This window comes from Halomonas sp. HMF6819 (assembly GCF_044335525.1).
In the GTDB taxonomy this organism is placed as follows: domain Bacteria; phylum Pseudomonadota; class Gammaproteobacteria; order Pseudomonadales; family Halomonadaceae; genus Vreelandella.
The window spans coordinates 1-20,376 of sequence record NZ_JBIQVY010000005.1; the positions used below are offsets into that span (position 1 = coordinate 1).

The following is a 20,376-nucleotide window of genomic DNA, read 5'->3' on the forward strand; positions in this document are numbered from 1 at the left end:
TTACCGAAGGGCGCTGCCCGTTCGATGTGGTGCGTATTTTACCCACTTATGGTTATACGTCAACCCTATAGCGCAACTTTTATCACTTCCCCATTGAATCGAGGCGCTGGAGCAGCTCTTTACGGCGCGGCTCGGCAATGAAGGCTTCTTCCAACGCGTTACTGTTGAGCACTGTAAACACGTTTTCATCCCACCCAAAGGCATCGCGACAGGCGATGTGATTGGCCAGCAAACCGCCGCCGAAATAGGCCGGGTCATCCGAGCTGATGGTGACTTTCAGCCCCTTTTCGATGAGCGCGGGAAGCGGATGCTCCCCAAGCTCGTCGATCACTTTCAGGCAAACGTTCGAAAGTGGGCAAACGGTCAGCACGATTTGATCGTTTCGCAGACGCTCGACCAGCTCGCTATCTTCCAGGCAGCGCACACCATGATCCACTCGCGTTATCTTAAGCTCGTCGAGCGCCTGGCGGATGTAGTCTGCTGGCCCCTCTTCGCCGGCGTGGGCGACCAGCGCCAACCCTTCTTTAGCGGCACGCTCGAACAGCGCCTTGAACTTGACCGGCGGGTTGTTCCGCTCGGCGCTATCGAGGCCAATGGCGTCAAGCCGCGTCCAGTAGGGAGCGGCCTGCTCGAATACCTCGAGCGCCTCCTCTTCGGAGCGGTCGCGCAGAAACGCCATGATCATGCCGACTGAAAGATCCAGCGACGTCTCGGCCTCCTCTTTCGCCCGAAAAAGTCCCTCCATTACCTCGGAAAGCGCCACGCCGCGAACCAGGTGCGCCTGGGGGTCAAAGTGCATGTCGATGTGTACCACGCCTTCGTCGCTTGCGCGCTTGAAATAGTCGATCGCGAGATCGTAAAAATCCTCGCTTGTGCGCAGCACGTTCATACCCTCGTAGTAGAGATCCAGAAACCCCTGCAGGTTATCGAACCGGTATGCCGCCTTGACGTCCTCGACGCTCGCGTAATCGAGCGCGATACCGTTGCGTTGGGCGAGGCGAAACATCAGCTCCGGCTCGAGCGACCCCTCGATATGCAGGTGAAGCTCGGTTTTGGGCAGTTGGCGCAGGTAGTCGTGCATGGTTTCTCCCTTTAACAGATACGGCATCAAACGCTGGACAAATCCAGTTGGCCGTGGCGCAGGGAGTGACTATACGTGAGCCCGGGAAGCAGTGATACATCGTCGATCTGGTGGACGAAGTAGATCGCCGTTCGGCCCACGAGCCACTGATCGAGCGACGCCGCCAGGTGGCGCGCGGTGTCACTATCCACGCCGGCAAAAGGCTCATCCAGCAGGACAACGCTTGGGTTGCGCAGAAAAAGGCGTGCCAACGCAACGCGCCGGGCCTGCCCACCGGAGAGCTTACGCCCCTTCTCCCCTACCGGCGTTTGAAGCCCTTGGGGCTCGCGGCGCACCCAGTCGGCCAACGCCACGCGCTCGAGCGCCTGCCAAAGCGCTTCGTCGTCGGCGGACTCATTGGCCAGACGAAGATTATCGGCAAGAGTGGCATCAAAAAGATCGACCTGCTGGGAAAGAAAAGCGAAGCCGTTGGCGCGCTCATCGTTTGAAAGCGCGTAAGGCGCTTGCACCCCCACCATCAAACTCCCGCTACTCGGCGCCAGTCGCCCGAGAATCAGATGAGCGAGCGTCGACTTGCCCGCCCCGGATACGCCGGTAATCGCCACGCGCGCGCCGGCAGGTACTTCCAGTGAAATTCCTGATAGCGTCGGCGCCAGCATGGCCGGATAGGTATAGCCGGCGTCATTCAGCGTCACGCTGACACCAGGAGCGCCTTCTGGAAATACCGCGCAAAGCTGCTCGTCAGAAACGGCCTTCGGCGTTAGCTGATTGAGGCGCTGAACGCTTGCATAGCTCGCCCCGAGTTTAATGAACGCGGACGGCAGCGCCGTGAAAAGCTCACCGGCGCCGAGCACGACCAGTAGCAGCATGATTGCCACCGGCGATGTAATGTCACCGACGAGCGCGGCCTGACTTACAAGCCAGAGCACCCCGACTAAAAGCACGCCGGTAACGAGCAGGATCAGCGCGTTACCCAGCGCCGACTTCGCCGCCAGCCGACGCTGGTTGGCGCCAGCACGGGCCTCCAGCGTCTCGATATGCGCCTGGTGCCAACGCCTGGTTTGGTAGCTTTCAAGCTCGGCGCTGGCCTGGATCTGGTCGAGCACCCGGTTACGCAGCGCGCTCTGATCGCGCACCTGTTGATAGCTCTGGCGAAATCCAAGCCAGGCGAAGCCAAGCGTTAACACCGCCCACAGCGCGCCAAGACTCATCCCCACGATCACCGCAAGCCCCGGCAGCCAAAGCGCGATGAAAAGCGACAGCAAACCGATCGCCAATAGTGCCACTAGCGGCGGCATGAGCAGGCGCAGGTAGAAGTTATCGAGGGTGTCGATATCGGCGGTCAGCCGAGTCAGCCAGTCGCCTGCCCGGCGCCGGCTCAAGGTGGCCGGGTCGAGGTGGGTGAGATAGCCGAACACCTTAAAGCGCAGATCCGCCAGCAGCGTCAGCACCGCGTTGTGGTTATAAAGACGCTCGACGTAGCGCGCAACGGTGCGAAGCAGTGCAAAAAAACGGATGCCGCCACCGGGCACGTAGATATCCAGCGTCGAAGGCAGCCCCGCCGCCAGCGCAATACCGGCGAAGGCGCAGGCGGTGATGAACCAGCCCGAGAGCCCCAGCAGCGCAAGCCCTGCTACTATCGTGGTTAGTGCCAGCGCCGCGCCGATCAAAAACACGCGCCGACGTCTTGTCAGCAGAAAAATCCAGGGGCGGAAAGCACAAACGAGCTCTTTCATGGCGTGACCTCCAGAACGCGGCCGCCTTCACAGTGAAGGTGGCGGGTGGCGATCGTCAGCACCTGCGGGTGGTGGGTCGCAATTACCAGCGTGCGCCCATCCCTGGCCCAAGCGTTGAGCGCCTCGATCACCAGCGCCTCGGTGGCGGCGTCGAGATTCGAGGTCGGCTCATCGAGCAGCACCAGCGGCGCATCGCTTAGATACACCCGTGCCAGCGCCAGCCGCTGCGCCTGCCCGCCGGAAAGCCCCACGCCGCGCTCGCCAAGTGGCGTATCTAACCCGTAAGGCAGCGAGGTCAGGAGTTCACCAAGGCCTGCCCGAGCGAGCGCTTGATGGAGCATCCCATCACTCGCCTCGGGGTTGGCGAGCCTTAAATTCTCAGCAAGGCTTCCTTGAATCAGGCAAGGGCTTTGATCGAGCCAGGCAATCTGCCCCGAGCGACGCGAGAGCGCGCCCTTTTGCGGTTCCATGAAGCCCGCCAGTAGCGCTAAAAGCGATGACTTGCCGCTGCCGGAGGCGCCGGTAAGCGCCAGGATATCGCCTCGCGCAATCGTTAGATCGACGTGGGATAGAATAGCTCCGCGCTGGGGGTAGCCAATCGACACGCCCTTCAACTCGCAAAGCGTCTGGTCGTGCGCGGGCGAGGAATGCTTGTGAGCGATCCAATCAGGCTCGTTGAGAATGAACACCAGGCTTTCCGCCGCGCCCAGCGCCGTTGCCCGGTCGTGATAGTGCTGAGAAAGCGTGCGCAGCGGCTGGAAAAACTCTGGCGCCAGCAGCAGTACGGCAAGCCCGGAAAAGAGCGAAAGCGACGACGCTGGGCCGAAATCGAGATAGCCCAGCAGCCCAAAGCCCACGTACATCGCCACCACCGCGATGGCAACAGAAGCAAAGAACTCGAGCACCGCCGAGGAGAGAAATGCCAAGCGCAGGGTCTTCATCGAAAGCCGCCGATATTCGTCGGTGGCGTACCAGACATCCCGGCGCGCTTTCGCCGTGCGCCCGAACAGCTGCAGCGTACTCATGCCGCGCACCCGGTCGACGAAGTGGGCGGAGAGACGGGAGACGGCGCTAAACTGCTCGCGATTCATCCGTTCGGCGCCCATGCCTACCAGCGCCATAAACAGCGGAATCAGCGGCGCCGACAAGAGCAAAAAGATGACGACGACGTAATCGAGCGTGCCGACGACCGCCGCGATCAATAATGGCAGTATCAGTACGATACGAAGTTGGGGGTGAAAACGCGCGAAATAGCCTTCCAGCGCGTCGACATGCTCGACGAGCTGGGTAGCCAGCGCCCCGCTTTGATGATGTGTCAACCACTGCGGGCCGAGCGTGGCGAGCTTGTCCAGAAGCGATACTCTCACTCGCTGGCGAATGCGAAGGCTCGCCTCGAACGCCAGTACTTCCTGGCCCCACTGGAGTGCGGCGCGCAGGCCCACCAACGCTAAGAGTATTAAAAACACGCCCGAAAGCTCTGAGAGCGGCCGGGCGTGTACGAGGATCTGATCGACGAGCCAAGCCAGCCCCACCAGCAGGCCGGTGGTGCTGGCCCCGGCCAGCACCCCGCACACCGCAGCGCCCAAAAGCCTTTTTTTCTCTACCTGTGCCAGTTGCTTGAGCCACTGGCGCGGCGTCAGGGTCGCAGGGGGATGGGGTGCCGGTCTCATGGGTTTAGTGATACCCCTCGCCAACGCGAACCTTGCCGCGGAACACCCAGTAGGTCCAGGCGGTGTAGGTCAGCACGACAGGAATGACGAAGAGCACGCCAATCAGCAAGAAAAGCTGCGACTCCGGCGCCGAGGCGGCGTCCCACAGCGTGTAGTTCGGCGGCACGATCACCGGCCACTTGCTGAAAATCAGGCCAAGATAGGTAAACACATAGATTCCTACGGTGGCCACGAACGGAACGCCTTCGCGCTTGTGCTGAACACTTCGAAAAACGATGAACGCGCACAGCAGCGCCAGCGCCGGGAAGATCCAGATAAAGCGCAGTTGGCCGAACCAGCGCTCCCACACGAGTTCGTCGATGAACGGTGTCCAGAGGCTGATGATCGCGAATACGATCAGAACCGCCGCCAGCAGCATCGGCGTGATCTTGTAGGCCCACTCTTGAATATAACCTTCGGATTTCATGATCAGCCAGGTCGCGCCCAACAGTGCATAGCCTGCCATCAGCCCAAGCCCGGTGAGAACGGAGAACGGCGTCAGCCAGTCGAGTGCACCACCGGTGTAGACGAAATTCTCGACTGAGAAGCCCTGAATATAGGCGCCGACCACCGCGCCCTGGGCGAACGCCGCCACCGCCGAGCCCCAGCAGAACGCACGGTTCCACCAGCGGCGGTTGCGCCGTGACTTGAAACGAAACTCAAAGGCGATACCGCGGAAGATCAGCCCCGCCAGCAGCAGGAACACGCCGATATAGAGCGCGGGCAAAAAGACCGAGTAGACCAGCGGAAAGGCGCCTAAAAGCCCCGCCCCGCCCAGCACCAGCCAGGTTTCGTTGCCATCCCACACCGGGGCGACGGAGTTCATCATGACGTCCCGGGCATCCTCGTCCGGGGCGAAGGGAAAGAGAATGCCTATCCCCAGATCGAAGCCGTCCATCAGCACGTACATGATGACGCCAAACCCGATGATCACAGCCCATATGATAGATAAATCGAACATTTCCATGGTTAGCTCCTGACCGGCTCAACGTCGTCGTCAAAGGGGGTATGCGCGGCAGAAAGCGGGCGTTTGGGACGGTCGGCGTCCGGGTCGACCTCTGCACGGGCCTCATGGGGCAGCATGCCATTGCGCACCACGCGGGTGAGATAATAAATGCCGGCGTAGAACACCACGGCGTAGACCAGCACGTACCCGGTGAGCGAGAACAGCGCCATGCCGCCGGTCAGCGAGGGCGTCAGGCCCTCGGCGTGGGTCATCATGCCGTACACAAGCCAGGGGGCGCGGCCGGATTCAGTGACGATCCAGCCGGCCAGCACCGCGAGAAACGGCGTGGCGATCATGCCGACCAGCACTTTCAAATAAAGCGTGCTCTCATAGACCCGGGCCCGACGGCGCAGCAGCAGCCCGGCGAAGGCAACGGCGATCATGACAAGACCGATGCCCACCATCACGCGAAACGACCAGAACACCAGCGCCACCGGCGGCTGCTCCTCCGGCGACACTTCGCTGATGCCAGGAATTTCGCCGTCCAGGGTGTGGGTCAGGATGATGCTGGCAAGGTTGGGAATACCCACTTCGAAGTGGTTTTCCTGGGCCTGCTGATCCGGAATCGCGAACAGCAACAGCGGTACGTTGCCGCTGGTTTCCCAGTGCCCTTCCATCGCCGCCACTTTGGTCGGCTGGTGCTCGAGGGTATTGAGGCCGTGGTAATCACCGATTACCGCCTGAGCCGGCGTTAGCACCATCAAAAGCCACAAACACATGGAAAGCGCCCGGCGGTTCGCCGCCACGTCGCGGCCGCGCAGCAGAAACCAGGCGCTCACGCCGGCCACCACGAACCCACCGGTAATGAACGAGGCCACCGCCATATGGGCGAAGCGGTACGGGAAGGAGGGGTTAAAGATCGCTGCGCTCCAGGAGGTAACGTGGAAGCGATTATCGATCAACTCCACGCCGGCCGGCGTGTGCATCCAGCTATTGGCGGCGAGAATCCAGAACGCGGAAATGAAGGTGCCCACCGCGACCATCGTGGCCGCAAATAGGTGAACTCCCTCCGGTACCTTGCCTCGCCCAAAGAGCAAAATGCCGAGAAAAGCCGCTTCGAGAAAGAAGGCGGTCACGACTTCGTAGCTCAGCACCGGGCCGATGAAGTTGGACGCCGCCAGCGAGAAGTTGCTCCAGTTGGTGCCAAACTGAAAGGACATGACAATGCCCGACACCACACCCATGGCGAACACCACGGCAAAGACTCTTGTCCAGAACAGCGCCAGCCGATCCCAGGCCGGATTCTGCGTCTTGAAAAAGAGTCCGTGGAGCAGCGCAATGTAGGACGCAAGCCCTATGGTGAAGACGGGGAAGATCGTGTGAAAACAGACGACGAAGGCGAACTGTATTCGCGACAACATCAAGGGGTCGAGTTCCATGACACTCTCCTGAAACCGGGGAAAAGTAAGGCGCGCCCATGGGTAACAAAAGCCTGGTCGTGTCAGGAAGGTGTTGACCGTTGCCTTGGCCAGGCTAATTTTTACTCACGCTGTCATCTTACTGCGTCAACGCCCGGGTTACACGGGCTGCTCGGTGCCAATGATGTGTCGCAATGACGCACATCAATTTATCGTGATATTGCTCAGCTCATGACCACTACGCTGACCATGTACGCGGTGTAGCCGACAAAGGCCGCGAACAGCGCGCCGCCTTCCAACCGGTTGATTCGCCGCGGGCGTCCGCGCCAGGAAAACGCGAACAGCACCATCAAAAGCGTCATGCAGGTCATCACACTCCAGTCGCGCACCAGCACCTCGCGCCCGGCCTCGATCGGGGTGATCACGCCGGCAAGCCCCACCACCGCCAGGCTATTGAAAAGGTTCGAGCCCACGACGTTGCCCAGCACCATGTCGTGTTCGCGCCGGCGCAGCGCGCTGATCGACGAGGCGAGTTCGGGAAGTGAAGTGCCCACCGCTACCACGGTCAGGCCAATGATCAAATCGCTGACACCGAAGGCCTGGGCGATTTCGACCGCACCCCACACCAGCATCCGCGAGCTCACGATCAAAAGCACCAGCCCGATCAGCGTCCAGGCCACCGACTTGCCTTTGGACATGGGCTGGGCATCGAGGTTTTGGGTCACCTCCTCTACCAGCGGGTCCTGCTGCTGAGTGCGTGAATGCCAGATGCTGTAGCCGATGAACAGTACCAGAGCCACGAGCAGCACCACCGCCTCGAGCCGCGATACCCAGCCGTCGAACAGCATGTAGCCGGTCAGCGCCATGACGATGACAAGCAGCGGCATCTCCTTGCGAATCACGCTCGAATGCACGGCCAACGGCGCCAGCAGCGCAATGAACCCCAGCACCAGGCCGATGTTGGCGATATTGGAGCCGTAGGCGTTACCGACGGCAAGGCCCGGGTTGCCCTGAAGCGCCGCCAGCACCGACACCATCATTTCCGGGGCTGAGGTGCCGAAGCCGATGACCAGCATCCCGATCAACAGCGGCGAAAGCCCGAGCCAGCGCGAGGTCGCCGCGGCCCCCTCGATGAATTTTTCCGCGCTCCAAATGAGCAGCACCAAACCAATCACGACCGCCAAAGCAGCGAGCAGCATACGAAGTCCTTCGTCAGGAGTATAAAAGAGGCAAAAGCGCCCGCATCGTTATTCAGCCAGTGCCGCGGGTCAAGTGCACATCGACCGTTTGAGCTATTTTGTTTGGGAAGCGCTCAGCGGCGTTTGACAGCCCTGAGCGCTCAACGTATTAATCGAACCCAAAGCATTGTCGAGACAATCGAATTGCGCTACTACCAGTTCAAGAAACGGCCTACCGTGGCGCTTTCACCGCCGCTAGTCGATACGCTGCCGCCGGAGACGCGGCTGACGCGCCGGCGCCTGCGCGCCTGCCACGAATGCGACTGGGTCAGCGCCCTACCGCCGCTGGGCTCCGGTGAAAAAGCCTCCTGCCCGCGCTGCTCGCACACTTTAGTCAAACGCCACCGCTACCCTGCCCAGCGCAGCATGGCGCTGGCGATCGCGGCGTTCGTGGCGCTACTGGTGGCGGTGTCGTTTCCCTTCGTTAGCTTCAACGTCAGCGGCGTGAGTAACCGCATCGAGCTGACCCAGACCGCCACCACGCTGATCAACTTTCACCAGCCATTAGTGGCCATCGCGGTGATCATGACCATCGCCGTACTGCCGGCGCTCTACCTGTTTGGCGTCATGTGGCTGCAGTACGGGCTTCTGCGCGGCCGCCACATGCCTTATAGCCGCGATATCGCCCGCTCGCTCGCCCACTTTCTTCCCTGGATGATGGCCGATGTCTTCATCATCGGCGCGCTGGTGAGCCTGATCAAGGTCGCCGGGCTCGCCCAGATTCATTTGGGCATCTCCTTCTGGGCCTTTTGCATCTTCGCCATCCTTTTGCTTAAAACCAGCCAGTCGCTGGATGCCGACTGGATGTGGTTTTCACTGGAAGGCGAGCCGCTGGCCCCGGAAGGCACGCTGACCGGCACGACCGCCGCCGTCCAGGGCGTGACGGGCTGCCCGACCTGCGGGCTGATCAATCGCCTGCCCGCAACAGGCAAGGTGCGCTGCCAGCGCTGTCACGAGACGCTTCACCAGCGCGTGCCGCACAGTTTGCAGCGCACCTGGGCGCTGCTGTTCGCCGCCACGGTCATGTATATTCCGGCCAACCTTTACCCTATCATGACTACTACCAGCCTCGGCTCGAGCTCGCCATCGACCATTATCGGCGGCGTGGTGCAGCTCATTCAGATGGGCTCTTGGCCGGTGGCGGCGGTGATTTTCATTGCCAGTGTCATCGTTCCGGTGGGCAAGTTGTTTGCCCTGGCCTGGCTTTGCCTGATCGCCAAGCGAAGTGACGAGCTCAAGGCGCAAAGCCGTACCCGGCTCTACCGGCTGACCGAGTTCATCGGCCGCTGGTCGATGGTCGACGTCTTCGTCGTCGCCATTTTGGTGGCGCTAATTCGCGCGGGCTCGCTGATGTCGATCACCCCAGGCCCCGCCGCGCTTGCCTTTGGCTCGGTGGTCGTGCTAACCATGCTCGCCGCGATGGCCTTCGACCCGCGCCTTCTGTGGGACACCCCACCCCCGCGCCCTATCAGGCACAGGCTCAACACCCGGTTTAAACTAGCGACCAAGGAATCAGTGGATGGCTGAGGATTCACCGCAACTCGATACACCCCCACCCGAAGAGAATGAGCAGCATCGGGCCAAATCATCTCGTCAGACACGCCTGTCGCCCATTTGGATCGTGCCGATCGTCGCGCTGGTGATCGGGCTTTGGCTGGTTTACGACAACTACACCAGCCGCGGGACGCTAATTACCCTGACCACCAACAATGCCGAAGGCATCGAGGCCGGCAGCACTCTGATTCGAAGCCGCAACGTGGAGATCGGGATCGTGCAGAGCGTGCGGCTCTCCGACGACCTATCCCACGCGGTGATGAGCGCGCGCATCCAGCCCGAAGCCGAGGCGATGCTGCGCGAGGACAGCCGCTTTTGGGTGGTCAAGCCGCGTATCGGCCGTGAAGGCATCAGCGGGCTCGGCACGGTGCTTTCCGGCGCCTACATCCAGCTTCAGCCCGGCCGCTCCGAAGAGCCGCGCCGCGAATTCGAGCTAAGCGACGTACCGCCAGTGGCGGTGGCCGGCCAGGCGGGGCTACAAATTAGCCTGGTCAGCCAGCTCGGCAACTCCCTACGTGTAGGCGACCCGGTATCCTACCAGGGGTATACCGTAGGCCGGGTCGAGGACAACCGCTTCGATGCGGAGTCGCGCACCATGCAGCACCAGATCTTTATCGAGGAGCCCTACGCGCAGCTCGTCACCGACAGCACGCGCTTTTGGAGCGCCAGCGGCATCGATTTTCGCCTCGACGCCGACGGCGTGCGGGTGAACGTTGAATCCCTCGAAGCGCTTTTGGGCGGCGGCGTCACCTTCGGCGTGCCGGAGGAGCTGCCGATGGGAAGGCCGGTGGGCAACAACGCCCGCTTTACGCTCTACGCCGACGAGGACGACGCCCGGGAAGGTACCTTCAACCGCTATCTGGAGTACGTGCTGCTGGTGGACGACACCGTGCGCGGGCTTTCCCGCGGCGCGCCGGTGGAGTTTCGCGGCGTGCGCATGGGCACCGTGGCCGCGGTGCCCTGGAACTTCACCGCACCGCAACCCAACTCCCGGGCACAGTTCGCTATTCCGGTGCTGATCCGCATCGAACCCCAACGTTTGGGCATCGAAAGCGAGGATATCGACCTCGACGAATGGGAGGCACGCTTTAATCGCATGTTCGATCTTGGGCTTCGCGCCTCGCTCAAAAACGGCAGCCTGTTGACCGGGGCGCTGTTCGTCGACCTCAATTTCCAGCGCGACCTGGCCGGTGAGTACGTTAACGAGACCTTCTCCGAGCGCACCATCTTCCCCACCGTCGCCGGCGGCTTCGCCCAGATTCAGGCCCAGGTAACGAGCCTTCTGGACAAGCTCAACGCGCTCGAGGTGGAGCCGCTACTGGCCGGGCTCGATCGCAACCTGCAGGCCTCGGAAAGCGTGCTCGACGAGGTGCGCGAAGTGAGCTCGTCGCTCAACGCAATTCTAAGCGCCCCGGACACCCGGTCACTTGGCGGCAACGTCAACGCCACGCTCGAAGAGCTTCGCACGACGATCGAAGGGCTTTCACCCTCGTCGCCGGCCTATCAGGATCTGACGTCGGCCATCGAGCGCCTAGACCGGTTGATGCGCGATCTGCAGCCGCTGACGCGCACCCTCAACGAGAATCCGCGAGCGCTGCTTTTCGATAATCTGGATGCGGAAGACCCGATTCCGCGCGCCCCGCGATAAAAGGATGACGCCATGCGCAACCCAACGCTGACATTCGCCGCCATCATGGGGCTTGGCCTTTTTCTCGGCGGCTGCGCCTCGAGCGTGACGCCGCCGGCGCGCTATATGCTGCCCGCCACGCCGATCGCCACGCCCGCCACCGCAACGGCGCATACGCTGCAGGTGGGCGCGCCCAGGCTTTCGCACTACCTGGACGTCGACGGTATCGTCATGCAGCTCGACGACATTACGCTCAATGCGGCGCGCGAGCACCAGTGGGCGGAAGAGCTTGGCCGCCAACTCGAGCGCGGCTTACGCGCGCGGCTCTCCCAACAGCTTCCGCTGGTGCAGGTAGTGGGTGCCCAGGGCCGCCAAAACGAGGCGCTGACGCTCTCCCTCGAAGTGGATCAGTTCCAGGGACGCTACGATGGCAACGCCGTTGCCAGCGGCCAGTGGCAGCTTCGAGGCGCGGGCAACGAACTTTTGGCTTTCGAGAGCTTCCACGCCGAAACCGAGCTTCGAGAGGACGGCTACCCGGCGCTGGTGCGCGCCCTGGGTCAGAGCCTGGATCAGGTCGCAAGCGATATCGCTTTGGAAATTCGCACCGGCGGCTACTTCTAATACCCTTCTCACAACACCCCTCTCGCGCTCGGTGTTTTGCGCCGCGCGCGGGGGCTTTGCGCGGCGCTAAAAAAGCGTCGATCTCAAATGCCCCTCGCAGCCAGGCGCGCTATCTGGCAAACTTCGCTGCCGCGCGGGGCTACCCGCGCGTTTTTATTCATTACGAACCTGGCCCAGCAAGCGCGCACGAGCGCCTTCGCTGTGCGATGGCGGAGAACGCATGAGCTTTACCGAACTTGGTCTGCAGGACGACTTACTACGCGCCATTAGCACCCAGGGCTATACCCAGCCAACGCCCATCCAGCAAAAAGCCATTCCGCTGGTATTGGCCGGGCGCGATTTGCTGGCCAGCGCCCAGACCGGCACGGGCAAGACCGCCGGGTTTACGCTTCCGCTTCTACAGCTTTTAAACAACGGCAAACGCCCGGGCAAGCGCCAAGTGCGCGCGCTGGTGCTGACGCCAACGCGCGAGCTGGCCGCTCAGGTCGGTGAAAGCGTGACCGATTACGGCAAGTATCTGTCGCTCAAGTCGCACATCATTTTCGGCGGCGTAGGCCAGAACCCGCAGGTCCAGGCGCTCAAGAACGGCCTCGACGTTCTGATCGCCACCCCGGGGCGGCTGATGGATCTGCAGCAGCAGGGCCACGTCGACCTCTCCCAGGTCGAAATTCTGGTGCTCGACGAAGCCGACCGCATGCTCGATATGGGCTTCATTCACGACATCAAGCGTATTTTGAAGCTTTTGCCGAACAAGCGGCAAAACCTGCTCTTCTCCGCTACCTTCTCCAACGAGATCCAGACGCTGGCCACCCAACTGCTGGATAACCCGGCGCTGGTCGAAGTCGCTCCGCGTAACACCACCGCCGAAAAGATCGAGCAGAGCGTGTATCGCGTCGATCGCGAGAAAAAGCGTGAGCTTTTGGCGCACCTGATCAGCCAGCACGGCTGGTTCCAGGTACTGGTTTTCACCCGTACCAAGCACGGCGCCAACCGCCTGGCCGAGCAGCTATCCAAGCAGGAAATTCCGGCCATGGCGATCCACGGCAACAAGAGCCAGGGCGCGCGTACGCGGGCGCTGGGCGCGTTCAAAAGCGGCGATTTGCAGGTGCTGGTGGCCACCGATATCGCCGCCCGCGGGCTCGATATCGACGAGCTGCCCTTCGTGGTCAATTTCGATTTGCCCAACGTCGCCGAGGATTACGTCCACCGCATCGGGCGTACCGGCCGCGCCGGTAGCAACGGCGAGGCGGTGTCGCTGGTGTGCGTCGATGAGCACGCGCTGCTGGCCGGCATCGAGAAGTTGATCAAACAAACTCTGCCGAAAAAGATCGAGCCCGGCTTCGAGCCCGACCCCAACGCCAAGCCCCAGCCGATCGAAAACGGCCGTCGCGGCCAGCGTCAACCCGGCGGCGGCGGGCGCAGCCAGGGCCAGCGCTCGGGCCAAAACCAGCGCCAGGGCGAGAAATCGGACAAGGCGCCGCGTCGGCGCGCCCGTCGCTAGCGCGGCATCGGTGAATATGCGAAAGTCGTGCGTTTTCGGGCGCGCGCCTTTCGCGCCCAGCAGAACCTGTTCAGGGAGTGATTATGGCGTCTCAACGTATCAATGATTATCGGCAGTGGCTGGTCTTTCAACGCCAGGAGCAGCTAAGCCGCGAACATCAGGGCATTGCTCAGCGTCTCGAGGATGCGAAGGTAACGCCCAGTCAGGTTATTCAGGCCTACCGCAGCATGGCGGACAAGGCGGCCACCGAAGGCGCCTGCTACCGCACGCTGTTTATGCGTGAAAGCGATGAAACCTCGGCGCTGGTGTGTGAAGGGTGGCTGTTCATTCGCCGCGTACTCAGTGAAGGCAACACCACCCGCGTGCGCGCCACGCTGCTGGAAACCTTCACCCTCGACGATGGAATTCTTTCGCCCGGCGACAAGCCTGCGCGCAAGGTCACGCTCGAGATTTTCGAGAAGCTCGACATAAATAAGGGTATGCGTACCGACGTTCGCGTCGACTGCCTGGAAACGCCGGAAGATTATCACTTCATCACCCTGATGGACGTCGCTCGGGGCGACCTGCGACCACATCTCAAATAGCCATGGCTTCGAAGCGAACGCTATCGTTTATCGTCTTGATGTTCGTGGTGGGACTGAATCTGCGTCCTGCGCTTTCATCGGTGGCGCCGCTTCTCAACCGCCTGCAGGAAAACGCCGGGCTTAGCCCGGCGGCGGCGGGCCTGCTGACCACCCTGCCGGTACTCTCACTAGGCCTCGCCGCGCCTCTGGCGCCACTGCTCTCGCGCCGGCTGGGCGCCGAGCGGGCGCTGAGCGCAGCACTGGCGCTTTTGACCGCGGCGCTGCTGCTTCGCCCCGTGCCACTTGTAGGGGTGCTGTTCGTCGCCACCGCCCTGGCGGGTGCCTCCATCGGCATCGCCGGCACATTGCTGCCGGGGCTGGTCAAACGCGAATTGCCTCAAAGCGCGGATCTTTTGACCGGGCTTTACACCATGGCGCTCTGCCTTGGCGGCGCGCTGGGGGCCGGGCTCTCCGTTCCGCTGGCCAACGCGTTTGGCGGCTGGCCCTTGAGCCTGGCAAGCTGGGGACTGCTTGCGTTTGTCTCGCTGACGCTGTGGGTCTCCTTTGCGCCCAAACCGACCGCGAGCGTTCAGAGCGCTACCGCCACCGCATCGCTGTCCGCGCTTTTGCGCCAGCCGTTGACCTGGCAGATCATGCTCTACATGGGGCTTCAGTCCTCCATGGCCTATATCGTTTTTGGCTGGCTGCCGACGCTTTTGATTTACCGGGGCTACGGTGAGAGCGAGGCAGGCTTCATCATGGCGATTTCGATCGTGTGTCAGCTTGGCTCGGCGCTCTGCGCGCCCTGGCTTGCGCGTCTGGGTCGTGACCAGCGCCCGGCGCTTTTCATCATGCTCGCCGCGACCGCCCTGGGGCTTTTCCTTTTGATGATCGCCCCGCTCGGTTGGCGCTGGCTAGGGGCGCTTTCTCTCGGCGTGGGCCAGGGCGGCTGTTTCAGCCTGGCGCTCGGGCTTTTGGTGCTGCGAACCGCTAACGCGGGACTTGCCGGAAAGCTCTCCGGGCTGGTTCAGGGCGGCGGCTATACCATCGCCGCCGCCGGGCCTTTTGGCGTGGGCCTGCTGCTTCAGGTGTGCGCGCGTATCGAGCACATTGCCTGGCTCTTGTTGGCGCTGATCGGAGTCTGCTTCGTTTTCGCCCATTTGGCCGGGCGCAACCGCCAGCTCGACGACGCCGGCGGAAGGCTTTACGTTACTCGACAGGACATGGCATGAACAGGGCTCCCAGGCTTCGTGACGACGCCCACCGCGGCGAGCGCGTACTCGTGATCTACACCGGCGGCACGATCGGCATGCACGCCAGTGCCGCTGGCCTGGCGCCCGGCAGTGGGTTCGAAACGCGTCTGGCACGGGCGCTTGAAACGCTCTCGATCAATCAGCAAAGCCAGCTTCCGGCCTTCGAGGTCGAAAGCCTCGAGCCGCTGATCGACTCCAGCGCGGCCACCCCGCTCACTTGGCAGCGCATCGGCGCGCTAATCGCCGAGCGGTTTGCCGATTACCGGGGTTTCGTGGTACTTCACGGCACCGATACGCTGAGCTTCACCGCCTCGAGCCTTGCCTACCAGCTACAGGGGCTCGACCGGCCCGTGGTCGTGACCGGCGCCATGCAGCCGCTGGAAGCACCCAACAGCGACGCACTCGCCAACGCCTATGGCGCGCTTCGCTACGCCGCAAGCGCGACCCTCAAGGAGGTGGCGGTCTACTTCGCGGGAACGCTTCTGCGCGGCGTGCGAAGCGTCAAACAGCACAGCGAAGCCCCCAAAGCGTTCGACAGTCCCAACTACCCGCTTCTAGGCGAGCGCGTCGACGAGGATTTCATCGAGTACCCAAGCCGCGGGCTCGGTAGAAGCCAGCGCGGCGCGCCCCGTTTCGAGCTTGCAAGCTACGCGACGCTCGCCCAAGGCGAAGTGGCGCGCATCGCGCTGTGGCCTGGCATCAGCGCCTGGCAGTTGGAAGCGCTGCTGGGAGATGCGCGAGTGAAAGGCGCGCTGCTCCAGCTTTGGGGAGCGGGCAACCTGCCCGATGACCCGGCGCTTTTAGCCGTGCTGGCCAAGGCCTGCGGCGAGGGCAAGCTGCTAGCTGCGGTGAGCACCTGCCCCCAGGGAAGCGTTCGTTTCAGCACCTACGCTGCGGGCGCGGGGCTTTTCGATGCCGGCGTGCTTTCAGGGGCGGACATGACGCCGGAGGCGGCGCTCACCAAACTCGTCCACCTGTTGGCTCAGCCGATCGCTGAGGCGGACCGCCGCCGGCGCTTTTTGACGCCGCTGGTTGGCGAGCGCCAGGGCTAGGCTGGCGCCGTGCGATATTCAGACTATTTTTTAAGGCAAGGCTCAGCCTTGTCGATGACAACCCAAGGAAAGGATGAAAATGATGGATCAACCCGTACACGAATTCAGCGATCTTTTCGAACAGCTGGGGCTTGCCTCGGACAAGGCCTCAATCGAGGCGTTCATCGAAGAGCACGGGCCGCTTCCGGCGTCCACGCCGATTGCCGAGGCGAGCTGCTGGAACGATGCTCAGGCCGCGTTCCTGCGCGAAGCGATTGCCGATGATGCGGACTGGGCCGAGGTCGTAGGCCATCTCGACGCCGCCATGCACCAGCCGCACTAACACCCCCGTTTTTAACGACCCTCGCGCGCCGCGTCCCCGCGGCGCCGATACCACGCCCCAGCCAGCAGCAGAAGCGTTAACGCCAGAAGCGGCAGCAATACATCGAACTGCAGCGCGTTCTCCTGCTCGATCGCTTCGAGCGTTTTATAAATGGCGCTACTGTAAACGCCCCACTTGATCGAAAGACCCAGCGCCGCCGCGGCGAGGTAGGGTTTAATCGCAAGACCGCCAAGCCCGGCGGCGTAGTTGATCACCGAATGGGGAAACCCCGGCAAAATCCTGAGCGCGCACTGGGTCAGCAGATCGCTTCGCCGCTCGAGCGTTTGCATTACGCGCGCGGTGAGCCCGCCGGGGTTGATTCGAGTGCGAAACCGCGCGGCCAGCAGGTAAGCGGCCCAGGCACCGGCGACGCTACTCAAAGTGAGCATCAGGGTCGCGGCGAGCGGCGGATAGAACGGCGCGATCAGCCAAAGGCCGATACTGCCGGGAAGCCCGACGGCAAGCGTGGCCGCCATGATCAGCATGACGCTTGCGATGATGGCCGGGTGATGGGACGTGTCGGCAGCCCAGCGCTTGAGGGCCGATAAGTTCGGCGAGTACCAGAGCCAGACGTAGCCAAGCATTGCCAGCAGGGCAAACAGTGCCACCCAGCGCCAGCAGGCGTGCCCGTGCCTAGCCATTGAGTCGGGCTTCGACCCGCTCGAGGATCTGCCGACTCACCTTGCCGACCATGGGTTTGGCGGCCTTGTTGACAGCTTTTTCCATCAAGCGGTTGCGAATGTCGTAGGTCAGGGTGAGCGAAACGCGAGTGCCCTGCTCGACCGGCTCGAGCCGGTAGCGCCCCTGGTTTTTTACCCCGTCAAGCGACTCCCAGGCAAGCGTATGCGGGGGCTCTATCTCGGTGACCTCTACATCGAAGGCCCAGTCCATGCCGACGGCGCGGACGTGCCAGCGGTAACGGTTATCCCCGAGCGTGTCGATCGAGTGGATCATATCGGAGTAGTCGGCGAAATCCTCGACGCGCCGAAGCAGTTCAAATACCTGCTCCGGCGGAGCGTGGACGATTTCGCTGTGTTCTATGGTCGCCATGAGTGCGTCTCGAAAAGCTGAATGAACGTGCGGGGGTGCCCGCGCCGCTTGGCGCAAGCGTACCCAAGCGCTGGCGCGGGGTAAGCGCTAGCCAAGCGCGCCCTGAGTGCGTAAACTGCGCTGCGTTCCGGACCGGACCCCGGACTCTTGCCGTCAAGGCTCAATAAATTCTCCGGCCAGCGAGTATTAGCATGTCATCCCCTTCCTGTACACACTCCCCCGCCACTGTAGTGATCTACTCCGGCGGCATGGACTCCTTTACCGTTCTACACCGCGCGTTAAAAGAAGGGCTTAGCGTACACGCGCTCTCCTTCGACTACGGCCAGCGCCACCGCCGCGAGCTCGACACCGCCCGCCTGGTATGTGAAAAGCTCGAGATTCCCCACCAGGTGGTGGACATTCGCGCCATCCACGGGCTGATCGACAGCTCCGCGCTGACCGACGCCGCCGCGACCATGCCCGATGCCGACTACGCCGAAGAGAATCTTCAGGCGACGGTGGTGCCCAATCGCAACATGATCCTTTTGTCGCTGGCCATCGCCAAGGCGGTGAACATCGGCGCCGGGCGCGTCGACTACGGCGCTCACGGCGGCGACCACGTGCTCTACCCGGATTGCCGCCCGGCGTTCGTCGACGCGATGCGCCACGCCGCCGCTATCGCCAACTTCGAGCCCGTCGACGTGCACGCGCCGTATCTCGACGCCACCAAGGCGCAGATTTTGCGCGAAGGCCTGGTCATGGGGCTCGACTATCGCGATACCTGGACCTGCTACGAAGGCCGCGAACTCGCCTGCGGACGCTGCGGCAGCTGCCGTGAGCGCCTGGCCGCCTTTGCCGAAAACGGTGTGACCGACCCGCTCGAGTACGCCTCCGCCAATGAGTCGGAGGCGAGCGATGTATCACGTTAAGGAAGCGTTCTACACCCTGCAGGGCGAAGGTGCTCAGGCGGGCCGAGCCAGCGTTTTTTGCCGCTTTACCGGCTGCAATCTGTGGTCCGGCCGCGAAGTAGACCGTGCCACTGCCGCATGCACCTTCTGCGATACCGACTTTATCGGTGTGGACGGTGAAGGCGGCGGGCGCTTTACCGATGCCGCAGCACTTGCCGAGCATCTCAAGGCGCTGTGGCCTGACGCGGCCAGCGGCGCCGTGCCCTACGTGGTGTTTACCGGCGGCGAACCGCTTTTACAGCTCGATACCGCGCTGATCGAGGCCATCAAGGCGCAAGGCTTCGAGATCGGAGTGGAAACCAACGGTACCGTCAGCGTGCCCGCAGGCATCGACTGGCTTTGCGTCAGCCCCAAGGGGGCTACTACGCTCAAGGCGCTGGCAGGCGATGAGTTGAAGCTCGTCTACCCGCAGCGTGAGGCCGCCCCGGAGCGCTTCGAGGCGCTCGACTTCACCCACTTCTTTCTTCAGCCGATGGACCAGGGAACGCCCGCGGACAACCAGGCCCGCGTCTCGGCCACCACCGCGTATTGTATGGCCCACCCACGCTGGCGGCTGTCGCTTCAGACGCACAAGATCGCAGGATTCGCTTAATGGCCCTTTTCGTTAAAGAACTCAGTCATATCGACGTCTCGGTCTGGTGCCCGCAAAACGGCCTGACCGGCGTGAGCTGGCGGGTAGACGCCACGCTTGAAGGCGAGCTGGGCGAGGACGGCATGCTGTTCGATTTCGGCCGCGTCAAACCCTTCATCAAGAAAACACTCGACGCCGGAGTCGACCACACCCTGCTGGTACCGATGCAGGCGCCGGGCGTGAGCGTCGAGCCCTGCGATGAGGGCCTTTGCGTGCGCGCCACCACGCCCTACGCGTTTGAAGTGCGCGGCCCAAAACAAGCCTTTACGCTGATCGAGGCGGCCACCGTCGAGCGCGCCGCACTCGCCGACTCGATCAGCCAAACGCTGACCCGGACCTGCCCGGAGAACGTCGAGCGGGTAACGCTTGCGTTTTTGGACGAGGCGATCGATGGCGCGGCCTACGGCTACAGCCACGGGCTCAAGCGCCACGACGGTAACTGCCAGCGTATCGCCCACGGCCACCGCTCACGCCTCGAGATTTATCAGCACGGCGAGCGCCAGCCGGCGATCGAGCGTCGCTGGGCAAGCTGGCTCGACCAGCGTTACCTGCTCGAGCGCGCCGATATCGAGACGCAAGGCGAGGCGCAGCTAACGTGTCGCTACGTGGCCGGCGAAGGAGAGTTCGCGCTCACCCTGCCGCTGGAGCGCTGCGCGGTGCTGCCCTACCCAACCACGGTCGAGAACATCGCCCGCTGGCTCGCCCAAGAGATCGCACGCGAGACGGGTATGCCGACACGGGTGCACGCCTTCGAGGGCTTCAACAAGGGCGCGACCGGCGAAAGCGAGGGAGTGTGAACATGGCGGCGCTGATTGCCAAGCAAGAGAGTATCGAGCCTGGCTGCCGGGCCGGCTGCGGGGCGTGCTGTATTGCGCCGTCGATCAGCTCCGCCATTCCGGGGATGCCCGGCGGCAAGCCCGCCGGCGTTCGCTGTGTGCAGCTCGATGACGACAACCTGTGCCGGCTTTTCGGTGATCCGCGCCGGCCCGCGGTCTGCGCGCGGTTCGTGTTCGATCACGACGTGTGTGGCGAGCGCCGCGACCAGGCGCTGGCCACCCTGGCCTGGCTCGAGGCGAGCACCTGACTCG

General features: G+C 62.8%; 20 protein-coding genes. 12 read left to right on the top strand and 8 right to left on the bottom strand.

From position 1 onward, the window contains the following. Nucleotides 1-82: 82 nt before the first annotated feature. From ACGLWX_RS14250 to ACGLWX_RS14275, 6 genes are all read right to left on the bottom strand, one after another. Nucleotides 83-1,081, bottom strand: coding sequence for an adenosine deaminase (locus tag ACGLWX_RS14250; RefSeq protein ID WP_396240649.1), 999 nt, complete (start codon nucleotides 1,079-1,081; stop codon nucleotides 83-85). A 26-nt stretch (nucleotides 1,082-1,107) separates the two neighbouring features. Next, on the bottom strand, nucleotides 1,108-2,817 hold the full coding sequence (gene cydC / locus ACGLWX_RS14255; RefSeq protein WP_396240651.1) for a thiol reductant ABC exporter subunit CydC: 1,710 nt from the start codon (nucleotides 2,815-2,817) through the stop codon (nucleotides 1,108-1,110). Next, complete coding sequence (gene cydD / locus ACGLWX_RS14260) at nucleotides 2,814-4,487, bottom strand: thiol reductant ABC exporter subunit CydD (protein WP_396240653.1); 1,674 nt, start codon at nucleotides 4,485-4,487, stop codon at nucleotides 2,814-2,816. Before cydD ends, cydC begins: the two co-directional genes overlap by 4 nt. 4 nt (nucleotides 4,488-4,491) lie before the next feature. Then, complete coding sequence (gene cydB, locus ACGLWX_RS14265) at nucleotides 4,492-5,493, bottom strand: cytochrome d ubiquinol oxidase subunit II (protein ID WP_252109192.1); 1,002 nt, start codon at nucleotides 5,491-5,493, stop codon at nucleotides 4,492-4,494. Nucleotides 5,494-5,495: 2 nt separating this feature from the next. Continuing rightward, the gene (locus tag ACGLWX_RS14270; protein ID WP_396240655.1) at nucleotides 5,496-6,911 is read right to left on the bottom strand and encodes a cytochrome ubiquinol oxidase subunit I; all 1,416 of its coding nucleotides are present in this window, start codon (nucleotides 6,909-6,911) and stop codon (nucleotides 5,496-5,498) included. A 203-nt stretch (nucleotides 6,912-7,114) separates the two neighbouring features. Continuing rightward, nucleotides 7,115-8,089 (bottom strand): calcium/sodium antiporter, encoded by a 975-nt coding sequence (locus ACGLWX_RS14275; protein ID WP_396240657.1) that lies wholly within the window; start codon nucleotides 8,087-8,089, stop codon nucleotides 7,115-7,117. 183 nt (nucleotides 8,090-8,272) lie between these two features. On the opposite strand from ACGLWX_RS14275, the gene ACGLWX_RS14280 reads away from it, so the two are divergent. The 8 genes from ACGLWX_RS14280 to ACGLWX_RS14315 all read left to right on the top strand — a co-directional run bounded on the left by ACGLWX_RS14280 (nucleotide 8,273) and on the right by ACGLWX_RS14315 (nucleotide 16,621). Beyond that, nucleotides 8,273-9,655, top strand: coding sequence for a PqiA/YebS family transporter subunit (locus ACGLWX_RS14280; RefSeq protein ID WP_396240659.1), 1,383 nt, complete (start codon nucleotides 8,273-8,275; stop codon nucleotides 9,653-9,655). Then, on the top strand, nucleotides 9,648-11,330 hold the full coding sequence (gene pqiB / locus ACGLWX_RS14285; protein WP_396240661.1) for an intermembrane transport protein PqiB: 1,683 nt from the start codon (nucleotides 9,648-9,650) through the stop codon (nucleotides 11,328-11,330). The genes ACGLWX_RS14280 and pqiB overlap by 8 nt, the downstream gene beginning before the upstream one ends. 12 nt (nucleotides 11,331-11,342) lie before the next feature. Further along, entirely contained in the window at nucleotides 11,343-11,930 is a 588-nt protein-coding gene (locus tag ACGLWX_RS14290; protein WP_396240663.1) for a membrane integrity-associated transporter subunit PqiC, read from the top strand. 220 nt (nucleotides 11,931-12,150) lie between these two features. Then, nucleotides 12,151-13,431: a DEAD/DEAH box helicase gene (locus ACGLWX_RS14295; RefSeq protein WP_396240665.1), complete on the top strand. Its 1,281-nt coding sequence runs from the start codon at nucleotides 12,151-12,153 to the stop codon at nucleotides 13,429-13,431. An 80-nt stretch (nucleotides 13,432-13,511) separates the two neighbouring features. Further along, entirely contained in the window at nucleotides 13,512-14,015 is a 504-nt protein-coding gene (locus ACGLWX_RS14300; protein WP_396241033.1) for a hypothetical protein, read from the top strand. Between the two features lie 2 nt (nucleotides 14,016-14,017). Next, complete coding sequence (locus ACGLWX_RS14305) at nucleotides 14,018-15,226, top strand: MFS transporter (RefSeq protein ID WP_396240667.1); 1,209 nt, start codon at nucleotides 14,018-14,020, stop codon at nucleotides 15,224-15,226. Continuing rightward, nucleotides 15,223-16,299 (top strand): asparaginase, encoded by a 1,077-nt coding sequence (locus ACGLWX_RS14310; RefSeq protein ID WP_396240669.1) that lies wholly within the window; start codon nucleotides 15,223-15,225, stop codon nucleotides 16,297-16,299. Before ACGLWX_RS14305 ends, ACGLWX_RS14310 begins: the two co-directional genes overlap by 4 nt. A gap of 82 nt (nucleotides 16,300-16,381) precedes the next feature. Then, nucleotides 16,382-16,621 carry a DUF2789 domain-containing protein gene (locus ACGLWX_RS14315; RefSeq protein ID WP_396241035.1) on the top strand — a complete coding sequence of 80 codons (240 nt, stop codon included), beginning with the start codon at nucleotides 16,382-16,384 and terminating at the stop codon, nucleotides 16,619-16,621. Between the two features lie 11 nt (nucleotides 16,622-16,632). On the opposite strand, the gene ACGLWX_RS14320 is transcribed toward ACGLWX_RS14315, so the two are convergent. Both ACGLWX_RS14320 and ACGLWX_RS14325 read right to left on the bottom strand, forming a co-directional pair. Beyond that, nucleotides 16,633-17,301 carry a TVP38/TMEM64 family protein gene (locus ACGLWX_RS14320; RefSeq protein ID WP_396240671.1) on the bottom strand — a complete coding sequence of 223 codons (669 nt, stop codon included), beginning with the start codon at nucleotides 17,299-17,301 and terminating at the stop codon, nucleotides 16,633-16,635. Beyond that, nucleotides 17,294-17,710, bottom strand: a complete 417-nt coding sequence (locus tag ACGLWX_RS14325) for an SRPBCC family protein (RefSeq protein ID WP_252109202.1) — start codon at nucleotides 17,708-17,710, stop codon at nucleotides 17,294-17,296. The genes ACGLWX_RS14320 and ACGLWX_RS14325 overlap by 8 nt, the downstream gene beginning before the upstream one ends. A gap of 191 nt (nucleotides 17,711-17,901) precedes the next feature. On the opposite strand from ACGLWX_RS14325, the gene queC reads away from it, so the two are divergent. Genes queC through ACGLWX_RS14345 form a run of 4 tightly spaced genes read left to right on the top strand, consistent with a single transcriptional unit; the run spans nucleotide 17,902 to nucleotide 20,372 of the window. Further along, entirely contained in the window at nucleotides 17,902-18,618 is a 717-nt protein-coding gene (gene queC, locus ACGLWX_RS14330; RefSeq protein WP_396240673.1) for a 7-cyano-7-deazaguanine synthase QueC, read from the top strand. Beyond that, nucleotides 18,605-19,249, top strand: a complete 645-nt coding sequence (gene queE, locus ACGLWX_RS14335) for a 7-carboxy-7-deazaguanine synthase (protein WP_396240675.1) — start codon at nucleotides 18,605-18,607, stop codon at nucleotides 19,247-19,249. Before queC ends, queE begins: the two co-directional genes overlap by 14 nt. After that, entirely contained in the window at nucleotides 19,249-20,085 is an 837-nt protein-coding gene (locus ACGLWX_RS14340; RefSeq protein ID WP_396240677.1) for a 6-pyruvoyl trahydropterin synthase family protein, read from the top strand. The genes queE and ACGLWX_RS14340 overlap by 1 nt, the downstream gene beginning before the upstream one ends. A gap of 2 nt (nucleotides 20,086-20,087) precedes the next feature. Then, complete coding sequence (locus tag ACGLWX_RS14345) at nucleotides 20,088-20,372, top strand: YkgJ family cysteine cluster protein (protein ID WP_396240679.1); 285 nt, start codon at nucleotides 20,088-20,090, stop codon at nucleotides 20,370-20,372. Nucleotides 20,373-20,376: the final 4 nt, after the last annotated feature.